Origin of the sequence: Streptomyces aureocirculatus (assembly GCF_000720475.1) — a bacterium.
Taxonomy (GTDB): Bacteria; Actinomycetota; Actinomycetes; order Streptomycetales; family Streptomycetaceae; genus Streptomyces; species Streptomyces aureocirculatus.
In genome coordinates this window covers 153,532-164,498 of sequence record NZ_JOAP01000041.1, presented here as the reverse complement: position 1 = coordinate 164,498, position 10,967 = coordinate 153,532, and the positions used below count along the sequence as shown (strand labels likewise).

At 72.8% G+C, this 10,967-nt stretch carries 7 protein-coding genes and 1 pseudogene; 3 read left to right on the top strand and 5 right to left on the bottom strand.

The annotated features are described in order from the left end of the window. The first annotated feature begins 212 nt into the window (after positions 1–212). Together IG78_RS44380 and IG78_RS0131105 are read left to right on the top strand one after the other, a co-directional pair. Positions 213–2,279, top strand: a complete 2,067-nt coding sequence (locus IG78_RS44380) for a protein kinase domain-containing protein (RefSeq protein ID WP_051853072.1) — start codon at positions 213–215, stop codon at positions 2,277–2,279. 105 nt (positions 2,280–2,384) lie between these two features. Further along, a complete protein-coding gene (locus tag IG78_RS0131105; protein ID WP_030569305.1) occupies positions 2,385–4,031 on the top strand; it encodes a DNA repair helicase XPB in 1,647 nt (548 codons plus the stop codon). A 114-nt stretch (positions 4,032–4,145) separates the two neighbouring features. Here IG78_RS0131105 and IG78_RS50705 read toward each other — a convergent pair whose 3' ends face one another. The 4 genes and pseudogenes from IG78_RS50705 to IG78_RS0131085 all read right to left on the bottom strand — a co-directional run bounded on the left by IG78_RS50705 (position 4,146) and on the right by IG78_RS0131085 (position 7,326). Beyond that, positions 4,146–4,352: a hypothetical protein gene (locus tag IG78_RS50705; RefSeq protein ID WP_318657894.1), complete on the bottom strand. Its 207-nt coding sequence runs from the start codon at positions 4,350–4,352 to the stop codon at positions 4,146–4,148. A gap of 208 nt (positions 4,353–4,560) precedes the next feature. Beyond that, positions 4,561–5,796 carry a helix-turn-helix domain-containing protein gene (locus IG78_RS0131095; RefSeq protein ID WP_030569303.1) on the bottom strand — a complete coding sequence of 412 codons (1,236 nt, stop codon included), beginning with the start codon at positions 5,794–5,796 and terminating at the stop codon, positions 4,561–4,563. Positions 5,797–5,923: 127 nt separating this feature from the next. Further along, positions 5,924–6,994 (bottom strand): annotated as a pseudogene (locus tag IG78_RS0131090) (glycosyltransferase 87 family protein); the annotation flags it as partial. 125 nt (positions 6,995–7,119) lie between these two features. Next, positions 7,120–7,326, bottom strand: a complete 207-nt coding sequence (locus IG78_RS0131085) for a hypothetical protein (protein WP_030569301.1) — start codon at positions 7,324–7,326, stop codon at positions 7,120–7,122. Between the two features lie 336 nt (positions 7,327–7,662). Here IG78_RS0131085 and IG78_RS0131080 point away from each other — a divergent pair, with 336 nt between their 5' ends. Beyond that, a complete protein-coding gene (locus IG78_RS0131080; RefSeq protein ID WP_078965879.1) occupies positions 7,663–9,744 on the top strand; it encodes a HelD family protein in 2,082 nt (693 codons plus the stop codon). A 514-nt stretch (positions 9,745–10,258) separates the two neighbouring features. Here the strand turns inward: IG78_RS0131080 and IG78_RS0131075 are convergent. Continuing rightward, positions 10,259–10,951 (bottom strand): copper homeostasis protein CutC, encoded by a 693-nt coding sequence (locus tag IG78_RS0131075; protein ID WP_030569295.1) that lies wholly within the window; start codon positions 10,949–10,951, stop codon positions 10,259–10,261. Positions 10,952–10,967: the final 16 nt, after the last annotated feature.

Below are 10,967 nucleotides of genomic sequence, written 5' to 3'. Positions count from 1 at the left end.
GACGTAGCGAAGTTTCTCCGGCAGCGGGGTTCTCCGGCAGCGGCTGTCTCCCGGCAGCGAGGGTCTCCCGCCGGGGAACTTCAGCTCGGCGCACGCCCCGGCGCGCCAGGCGCACCGCGCCACCCCGTCCGACGCCCCGTGCCCCGGCCCGTCAGGACCACCTTCGGCCAACTCCCGCACGAACACATATCGTTACCCATAGCCTACATAGCGTGACCGTCACGAAACCGTTGCTCGACTCCGATCCGCGGCGCCTCGGGCCCTACCGCCTGGTGGGCGTGCTCGGGCGCGGCGGCATGGGCGAGGTCTTCCTCGCGCGGGACCGCCGCGGGCAGCTCGTCGCCGTCAAGCGGGTGCGGCCCTCGCTGGTGCACGAGCGGGACGCCCGGCGGCGGTTCGCCCGGGAGGTCGCGGCGGCCCGCCGGGTCGAGAGCCCCCTCGTCGCGCAGGTCCTCGACGCCGCCCCGGAGGCGGACCAGCCGTGGCTGGCCACGGAGTACGTACCGGGAATCGCGCTCTCCGAGGCCGTCGACACCTATGGACCGCTGCCGGAGCCGTACGTCCGCGCCATCGCCCGGCAGTTGACGGACGCCCTCGCCGCGATCCACCGCGCCGGGCTCGTGCACCGCGACTTCAAACCGTCGAACGTGCTGCTCAGCGCGCACGGCCCCCGTGTACTGGACTTCGGCGTCGCCCGACATCTGCACGCGAGCACCTTCACCACCAGCCAGGCCTTCCTCGGCACGCCCGCGTTCGCCGCGCCCGAGCAGTGGGACGCGGCCGGCCTCACCGGCGCCGCGGACGTCTTCTCGCTGGCCTCCACGCTGGTGTTCGCGCTGCGCAAGCGGGCGCCTTTCGACGCGGAGGACATGTGGCGGGTGATGTACGCGATCCGCTTCGACGAACCCGACCTGTCGGACCTGCCCTGCCACTGGCAGGCCCTCACGACGCGCTGCCTCGCCAAGGACCCGGCCCGGCGCCCCACCCTGGCCGAGCTGGCCACGGCACTCGACCACTTCCCCTCGGCCGGGGAGGACGTCGTCCTGCCGGACGGCCTCGCCGAACTGCTCCCCGCGCCCGCCGGGCCCCGGCCGCCGGGCCCCCGGCCGCGCGGGCCGGAGCCGGGTCCCGGTCGGCGGGAGGTGCTGCGGGCGGGGGCCGCGGTCCTGTTCGGGGCGGGGTGCGCGGGCCTGGTCGCGGGGGACCGGCGGGCGGGGGCCGAGGTGTGGACGTTCCGCACGCACGGCGCGGTCCACCAGCTCCTGGCCGCGGACGGGACCCTGTACGCGGTGGACTCCGTTGGCTACGTGTACGCCTTGGACGCGCGCACCGGCGAGTGCTTCTGGAGCGAGTGGCTCGACACCGGGAGCACGTGGCCCCGGCTCGGCGGCCCTGCCGTCGGCGCCCCGGCGCTCTACGTCACGGGTGACACGCTGTACGCCCTGAACCCGACGTCCGGGCAGGAACGGTGGAACCTCGGCCTGAGCGCCGCCGGTGCCCCGGTGGTGACACAGCAGGCCGTCTGCGTGATCACCCCCGACGCGCACGGCACCGGCGACGAACTCGCTCTCGTGGACCCTTACCTGGGCGAGCAGATCTCCGTGGGCCCCGACGGCCTCGCGGCCCGGGTGCGGGGCGGGCGGGACGCGTTCACGGCGCCCGCGGCTGTCGACGACACCACGCTCGTCATCGGCGAACGCAGGGGGACCCGCGGTCTCCTGCACCGCGTCAGCCTGGCGAACCGACGCGACCACCACATCGTCCTCCTGCCGGGCGACGCGCTCCCCGCCCCCGCCGCGCCCCTCCTACGCGGCGGCATCGCCTACCTCGGCACGACGGGCCCCGGCGCCGGACTCGCCGCCGTCGACGTGCACACCATGCGGCCCGTCTGGTCCCGCCCCCTCGGCCCGCCCGGCGAAACGTGGTCCACCCCGGTGTTCGACGACGTCACCGGCCTCGTCCACCTCACCGGCCGCAGCAGCGGCGTCCACGCCGTCGACCGCAGCACCGGCGAACCCGCCTGGACCCACCGCCTCACGGCCCCCACCCCCAGCACCCCCGCCCTCGCCGACGCCGTCCTGTACGTCCTCACCCTGGCCGGCGACCTCATCGCCCTGAACACCCGCGACCGCGGCACCCCCGTACAGCGCCGCTCCTACGCCCCCTTCCCCACCGGCACCCCGGCCCCCGCCCCCGTCACGGCCCACGGCCTCGTCCACTTCGCCACCGCCGACCGCGTCGTCCGCGCGGTCCCCCAGACGTCCGCCCCGACGGCATAGGCCCGTGCGTACGGGCGGCAGGGGCCGGTCCCACGGCGGCAGGGGCCCGCCCCCGGCGGCGATGCGGCACACTGGATGTTTGGCCTAGCGAAAGGGCACCCCCCGGTGAACGGACCGCTCATCGTCCAGTCGGACAAGACTCTGCTGCTCGAGGTGGACCACGAGCAGGCCGACGCCTGCCGCCGCGCCATCGCCCCGTTCGCGGAGCTGGAGCGCGCACCCGAACACATCCACACCTACCGCCTCACGCCCCTCGGCCTGTGGAACGCCCGCGCCGCCGGGCACGACGCCGAGCAGGTCGTCGACGCCCTCGTCGAGTACTCCCGCTACCCCGTCCCGCACGCCCTGCTCGTGGACGTCGCCGAGACCATGGCCCGCTACGGCCGCCTCACCCTCTCCAAGCACCCCACCCACGGCCTGGTCCTGACCAGCACCGACCGCCCCGTTCTTGAGGAGATCCTCCGCTCGAAGAAGGTCCAGCCGCTGGTCGGCGCGCGCGTCGACCCGGACACGGTCGCCGTGCACCCCTCCGAGCGCGGCCAGATCAAGCAGACCCTCCTGAAGCTGGGCTGGCCCGCGGAGGACCTCGCCGGGTACGTCGACGGCGAGGCCCACGCCATCGACCTGGACGAGACCGGCTGGGCGCTTCGCCCCTACCAGCGGCAGGCCGTGGAGAACTTCTGGCACGGCGGCAGCGGCGTCGTCGTACTGCCCTGCGGCGCGGGCAAGACCCTCGTCGGCGCGGGCGCCATGGCCGAGGCCAAGGCGACCACGCTCATCCTCGTCACCAACACGGTCTCCGCCCGCCAGTGGAAGCACGAGCTGGTCAAGCGCACCTCCCTCACCGAGGACGAGATCGGCGAGTACAGCGGTACGAAGAAGGAGATCCGCCCCGTCACCATCGCCACGTACCAGGTCCTCACGACCAGGCGGAAGGGCGTCTACCCGCACCTGGAGCTCTTCGACTCCCGCGACTGGGGCCTCATCCTCTACGACGAGGTGCACCTCCTGCCCGCGCCCGTCTTCAAGTTCACCGCCGACCTCCAGGCCCGGCGCCGGCTCGGGCTCACCGCGACCCTCGTACGCGAGGACGGCCGCGAGTCGGACGTCTTCTCCCTCATCGGGCCCAAGCGGTTCGACGCGCCCTGGAAGGAGATCGAGGCGCAGGGGTACATCGCGCCCGCCGACTGCGTCGAGGTCCGCGTCAACCTCACCGACAGCGAGCGGCTCGCGTACGCCACCGCCGAGGCCGAGGAGAAGTACCGCTTCTGCGCGACCACCGCGACCAAGCGGAAGGTCACCGAGGCGCTCGTGCGCAAGCACGCGGGGCAGCAGACGCTCGTCATCGGCCAGTACATCGACCAGCTCGACGAGCTGGGCGAGCATCTCGACGCGCCCGTCATCAAGGGCGAGACCACCAACGCGCAGCGCGAGAAGCTCTTCGGCGCCTTCCGCGAGGGCGAGATCTCCGTCCTCGTCGTCTCCAAGGTCGCCAACTTCTCCATCGACCTGCCCGAGGCCACCGTCGCCATCCAGGTCTCCGGCACCTTCGGCTCCCGCCAGGAGGAGGCCCAGCGCCTCGGCCGCGTCCTGCGGCCCAAGGCCGACGGGCACGAGGCCCGCTTCTACTCCGTCGTCGCCCGCGACACCATCGACCAGGACTTCGCGGCCCACCGCCAGCGGTTCCTCGCCGAGCAGGGGTACGCGTACCGGATTCTGGACGCGGACGCGGTACTGGCGGAGGACGCCTGAGGCCGGGGGCCCTGCCGGGGGCTCCCCAGTCCCGCCCCTTCCCGCTGTGTCGATCAGCGGCTCCGCCGCGGGCAGGGGCGCTGCGCCCCCTGGACCGCAGCCTCATGCGGTGCGTCAGCTCGCGGCGACCACCGAATGTTCTGGTGCGTCGAGCCACGCCGTCGTGTGGCCGTCGCTGTCCACGGTGAGGCCGAATCGGTCGATGCCCGGCCGCCCCTGCTCGTCCCACCAGCGGACGGCGGCTTCCACGTCGTCAGCCAGTGCTGACAGCCACCCTCCACCGTCCGTGGAGAGGTAGACGCGCTTGCCGTCATCCGTCACCCACGGCATGAGGCGAGCCGCCCCCGCTGATGCGTCGGCAAGGTCCCGCCTGCGCTGTCGGTCTGCGTCTGTCCTGCGAACCATCTCGGCCCCCGGCCTTCCGACTCTGGGATCACCGGGAACGCTAGGAGCTGGGAGCATGCCAATCCACGTGCGTAGCAAGGCAGTTCGCAAGGACCAGTGCGGGAACTGCCATGGCGCGTGGTAGTCAGCCGGTGACACCCAGGTGGGCGGCCATGTCGCGCATGTCCTGAGTCAGGGTGCGCTTTCGAGTCTTGAGCAGGTCCGTCATCACGTACCGGGCCATAGGCTGGTGCTTGATCCACTCACCGGACGTGCGGCGAACGGACATCAGCACATCCATGGCGTCCTGGTGCTGCTTCAGCGTCGAGTGCGCCCTGGCCACGTCCAGCCTGTGACGGTCCCAGTTCGGAGCGGTCGGCTTACCGAAGTTCCGAAGCGCCTTGCTGGCCAACAAGCCATCGTCCGCACGGCCGAGAACGCCTCGTGCGTCCCCGAACAGCGACAAATCCTCAACAACCTTCAGCTCCGCCGTGACAGGACCGAAGCCGCCCCAGTGGAGCGGGAACTCCGCGTTCTCACCACTCATCGCGCTGGCAGCCGTCCCCGCCATCCTGCGGGCCTCCCGCGCCACATCCGGGCGGTTGTTCCGGACGGTGGCAGACGCAACCCTCAGCCACAACTCACCCCACACGGCCAAGTGCGCCGGGGCCGCCTCTGACATACGGGGTTCGATCTCCGCTGCCGTCTGCGCCGCGAGCTGCTCACTCTCGTCAAACCGGTCCTGTCGCAGCAGCAGCCAGCACATCCCGACGACTCCCGTTGCAGCGGTGAGCGTCTGGCCGGTCTCCCGAGCAAGCCTGATCGCTTCCACCAACGCGTAGTACGCCATGTCGTACTGCCGAACCTGCGTCAGGTACTTGCCCGCCAGCAGCAGCGCATGACAACGAGCGATCATCGCCTGCTGCTGCTCCTCGCCCTCCAGCGCCTCCACGGCGGCCTCAGCGGACCGCAGCAGCCCCGGCAGGCGCTTGGCCACGGAGTCGTAGCGGTCCGCCCAGTAGAGCGCGTGAGCATCCGCTGTGACCCTCCGCAGCGCCGACAGTTCCTCGGTCTGCCCCCGGTCCGTCATCGGCGCAGCGAGGCCGACGGGAGGCATCAGAGCCTTGCGCAGCTCCACCAGGTAACGGCGGTTCGCCTCATCCCCGATCACCGGCGTCGTGGTCTCCGTGGCGAACAGTGCCGACGTGGGGACACCCAACGCGCGAGCCAGCGCATGCAACGTCTCCATACGCACGTCCCCGCCCTGCTCCACCTTGCGTACGGTCCCCACAGAGAGATCGGCCGCTTCGGCTAGCCGCTCCTGGTTCATGCCTGCCGTACGCCGGTGGTTCCTGACGTTCTCGGCCAGCCCAGTAGCCATGGTGCACGCTCCCTTTGACAGCAACGGCAGTCGTCACAGCAGCGTACGCCCGGCAAGTTGACCCCGGACACACGAAAGCCCCTGTGCTGGTCAGCCTGGTGAGGGTGATCAGCGCAGGGGTCCGCTCCGGAACGTCGGGAAAGGGGCGGGATCGGGGGCTTCGCAGCAGCGCCGTCCACCCGCACAGGACCACACCCCCCACCGCGTACGGCGAAGCCAACGGCTGTTGCCACCACGTGAGGTGGAGGTCGGCGGAACCGGCGTGCGGCACGAGCCACAGGGTGCGTGCCGTGAACAGCAGGGCGACCACCCCCGCCGCGCCCCTGCGCCCCTCCCCCACCAACACCACGACCACCGGCACACACCACACCCAGTGATGGGACCAACTGATGGGCGAGACGAGCAGCGCGGCGAAGGCGGCGACGAGCACCCCCCAGGCCGACCCCCCACACCGCCGGGCACCCCACAGCCCCGCGAGGGCGGCGAGCACGGCGGGCCCGACCCACAGCACCCGGGGCTCGGGCGCGGGCTCGTGGAGGAGCCGGGCGACCACCCCCTGCAAGGACTGGTTGTCGACGATCCACGCCTTCCCGACCCGCCCGGTCTCGAAGATCCGCCGCGTCCAGAAGTCGACACTGGCGGCGGGCAGCGCGAGCGCCCCCAGGAGCACGGTCCCGGCACACGCGGCCAAGGCGGTCACGGCTTCCCGCACCCGCGCACCCGGCCCCCGCGTCAGATCCCACAGGACCAGGCAGGCGAGCGCCAGGTTGATCTGCCCGAACAGCACGGTCTGGAAGACAGGTTCGAGCCACAGCGCGAACGCGGCGCCCGCGCACAGGGCCGCGGGCCGCGACGGAACCCCGGCGAGGCGGCAGGAGAGGTGCAGGAGCAGCAGCAGAAGAGCGACGTTGCCGACGACGAAGGCCGCCTTGAGGGCGGCGAGCGGCAGCCAGGTCGTGGGGACGAAGAGGAGGGCGGCGAACGGCGGGTAGGTGGCGGGCAGTTCCCACCGGGTGACGGTGAACCCGTACAGATCCCGTCCGTCGACGACGGCGGCACCCTCGGCCCGGTACACCTGGGCATCGGCCATGGGCAGCCCGTGCACTCCGCAGAGGGCGGCGAAGCCCGTACAGGAGAGGGCAAGGAGGAGGATTCCGGTCACCGCGTGGGGTGACCGTGTGGCCACGTACCGTCGCATCACGGCGGTGACCCTAGCGAAGGTCCGCGAACGGCCGGTGTATCCGGCCCGGCGGGCAGTCGCTCCGCGACAGGCAGTCGCCTCGCCTCAGCGGCGGGCAGTCGCCTCAGCGGCGGGCAGTCGCCTCAGCGGCGGCGGACGCCCGCCTCTTCCGCGAACTCGCCGAGCACGGCCACGCCGAAGGCCGTACCCATGAACACCTTCGCGGCCCGCAGGGCGGTGCCGAAGCGGTGCGGACGGTGGTCGCCGGAGAGCGCCGTGGCGCCGGCGGCGGGACGGGGGCCTGCGGGCCCGGAGGACAGGGACGCTGGGGTGAAGGTTGCGCTGCTCATGTATCCATGGTCCGCCCGTGGGGGCCCGCACGCATCGGCCTCGCGGGGTAACCGCGCATGGCCCCCGGTACGACTCGCGGGCGGTGCCGTCCGCCTCGGGACGGAGCCGCGAGGAGGACGTCCCTCAGGGTTTTCTCGGGGGTGCCTCAGGGTTTCGGGGGAACCGGCGGGACCGGCGGGACCGGAGGAAAATCGTTGGCCCCGCCACCGGACGCTCACCTAAGCTTTCCCCTTCCCGCCTCCCGCCCCAGCGGAGCGCCGCCGCCCGGCCGGAAACCGGCGGCCCCGAGCACGCACAGAGCACCGCACCACCCGTATCCGCCGGAGGCCCCCGCAGTGAACGCCGTACCCGTGCCCGGGCTCGCACGAGAGCCCGAGAGTCCCCTCGCCCGTGAGCGGGCGCACCTCACCGCATCCCGTTCCGCCCTGCGCGCCATGCGTGAGGACGTGGCGTCCCTGGACATCCGTGACGTGACGGCGAACTGGGTCAACGCCGCGGTCCTGCAGAGCCAGATCGACGACCGGATCAAGGCGCTCGCGGACCTCGCGCACACGCCCCTGTTCTTCGGCAGGCTCGACTTCCTGCACGCGCCGGGCGCCGAGCGGGCCGAGGGCGGCGAGGGCGGCGAGGGCGAGCGGTTCTACATCGGGCGCAGGCACGTGCACGACGCCGACGGCGACCCCATGGTGATCGACTGGCGCGCCCCCGTCTCCCAGCCGTTCTACCGGGCCTCGAAGAAGGACCCGCAGGACGTCGGCCTGCGCCGCCGCTTCGGTTACACCGCCGGTGAGCTGACCGCGTACGAGGACGAGCACCTGACGGACCCCGGCGAGGCCGAGCAGGTCAGCAAGCTGCTCCAGCAGGAGATCGAGCGCCCGCGCGTGGGCCCGATGCGGGACATCGTGGCGACGATCCAGCCGGAACAGGACGAGATCGTGCGCGGCGGGCTCACCGGCTCGGTCTGCGTCCAGGGAGGCCCCGGCACCGGCAAGACGGCGGTGGGCCTGCACCGGGTGGCGTACCTCCTGTACGCGCACCGGGAGCGGCTCGCCCGCACCGGCACCCTGGTCATCGGCCCGAACCGCTCCTTCCTGCACTACATCGAGCAGGTCCTGCCCGCGCTCGGCGAGTTGGAGGTCCGGCAGGCCACCGTCGCCGACCTGGTCGCACACGTCGAGGTGCGCGGCACGGACGACCCGGCGGCGGCCCTGGTCAAGGGCGACGCGCGGATGGCTCAGGTGCTGCGCGGGGCGCTGCGCTCGCACGTCACGATGCCGCGGGAGGGCATCGTGGTGGTGCGCGGCTCGCGCCGCTGGCGGGTTCCGGTGTACGAAGTGGAGGCGATCGTCGAGGAGTTGCTGGCCCGCGACATGCGGTACGGGGCCGCCCGCGAGGCCCTCCCGCAGCGCATCGCGCACTCCGTACTCGTCCAGATGGAACGCGCGGGGGAGGCCCCGGACGACCGGGTGCAGGACGCGGTGGCCCGCAACGCGGCGGTGAAGGCGGCCGTGAAGGCGATCTGGCCGCCCGTCGACCCGGCGAAGCTGGTGCTTCGGCTGCTGTCCGACGAGGAGTTCCTCGCCGCGCACGCCGAGGGGATCCTCGACGAGGTGGAGCAGAAGGCGGTGCTGTGGGCGAAGCCCGGGCGCGGGGTGAAGAGCGCCAAGTGGTCGGCGGCGGACGCGGTCCTGATCGACGAGGCCGCGGACCTCGTCTCCCGTACGCACTCACTCGGGCACGTCGTCCTGGACGAGGCGCAGGACCTCTCGCCGATGCAGTACCGGGCGGTGGGGCGCCGGTGCACCACCGGTTCCGCGACCGTCCTCGGGGATCTGGCGCAGGGGACCACGCCGTGGGCTACGCGGAGCTGGGACGAGGCGCTCGCGCACCTCGGCAAGCCGGACGCCGTGGTCGAGGAGCTGACCGCGGGGTTCCGCGTGCCGCGGGAGGTGATCGCGTACGCGTCCCGTCTTCTGCCCGTGATCGCGCCGGGCCTCGCGGAGGTGGGGTCGGTGCGGGAGGCTCCCGGCTCGCTGTCGGTGCGCCGGGTGTCCGACCCCACGGACGCGGTGCCTGCCGCCTGCGCCGAGTCACTCCGCCACGAGGGGTCCATCGGCCTGATCGCGGCGGACGCGCGCGTGCCCGACCTCGCGCGGGCCCTGGAGCGGGCCGGCCTCGGCTTCCTCTCCCCCGGCGAGGAGACCACCCCCGACGTCCGCCTCACCCTGGTCCCGGCGTCCCTGGCCAAGGGCCTGGAGTACGACTACGTGGTCCTGGACGAGCCGTCCGCCGTGGTGGCCGCCGAGCCCGACGAACGCACGGGCCTGCGACGCCTGTACGTGGCCCTGACCCGAGCGGTATCGGGCTTGACGGTGATCCACTCGACCCCCCTGCCCCCTGCCCTGTCCGGCACATAACGGGACCCCTCACACCGGCTGTGCCCACCGCTCCCGCCCCTGTCGCCCCAGAGCCGGGGGCCGCCGCACCGCCCCGAACGCCGCTCCGCGGCGGGAATCCCCCACCCGCCCACCCATCTCCAGCCCCCAGCCCGGCTCACCCACACCACGATGACCGTCCGACGACGCCCCCACCCACCGACCCGAGCCCGCCGAACAACGGCCGCGACACGGGAGACCCGAGCCGGGAGGCGGGCTGGAAACGGCCGGGCGGAGGGATTCCCGGCGCGAAGCAACGGGGTCGCCCCCCACCGACCCGCACACGCCGAACAACCACCGCTACACAGGAGACCCAAGCCCGGCCCCGGACTGGAAACGGGCGGGCGGGTGGGGGGGATTCCCGGCGCGAAGCGACGGGGCCACCCCACCGACCCGCACACGCCGAACAACCACCGCGACACAGGCGACCCAAGCCCGGAGGCGGGCTGGAAACGGGCGGGCGGGTGGGAAAGGCTCCCGGCGCGGAGCGACGGGGTCAGGAATCCAGGGCGCGGCGCCAAGCCGAAACGGCGGAGGCAGAGAGCGGAGCGCCCCACCCGTGGGGCCGAGCAGCTCCGCCGATGTGAAACCCATCAACCCCACCCGCCCGCAGCACGGCGACATGCTCAAGCCGAAGCCCCCCACCGACGAGCAACCGGGCCTCATACCCGGGCTCCCCGGAACGCGCCGCCTCGGAGAGCAACGTGCCGAGCCCCTCATCGACCCCACCCGCGGCCCCGGCGGTGAGATACGTGTCGAGCCCGGGCAGATCGGCGAGCTGTTTGCGCAGGGCGTCCCGGTCGGCGACCCGGTCGATGGCCCGGTGGAACGTCCACCGGCACCCGTCGAGCGCCCCCACGACCCGCTCGACGGCGGCGACATCGGCCCCGCCGGTCTCGGCGTCGAGGAAGCCGAGGACGAACTCGTCGGCCCCCGCGCCCCGCAACTCCCGCGCGCACCGCACCAGCGCGTCGACGTCCCCCGCGTCGAACCCGTCGGCGAGCCTCAGCATGACGCGCAGCGCGATGTCCACGGAGGCACGGATCTCGGCGAAGGCCTCGACGGACGGCGTGAGCCCGTCCGCGGCCATGTCGGTGACCAGTTCGAGGCGGTCCGCCCCTCCGGCCTGGGCGGCGACCGCGTCCTCGGCGTCGAGGGCGATCACCTCCAGGAGCGCGCGCTTGCTCATGGATGTCTTCCTTCGG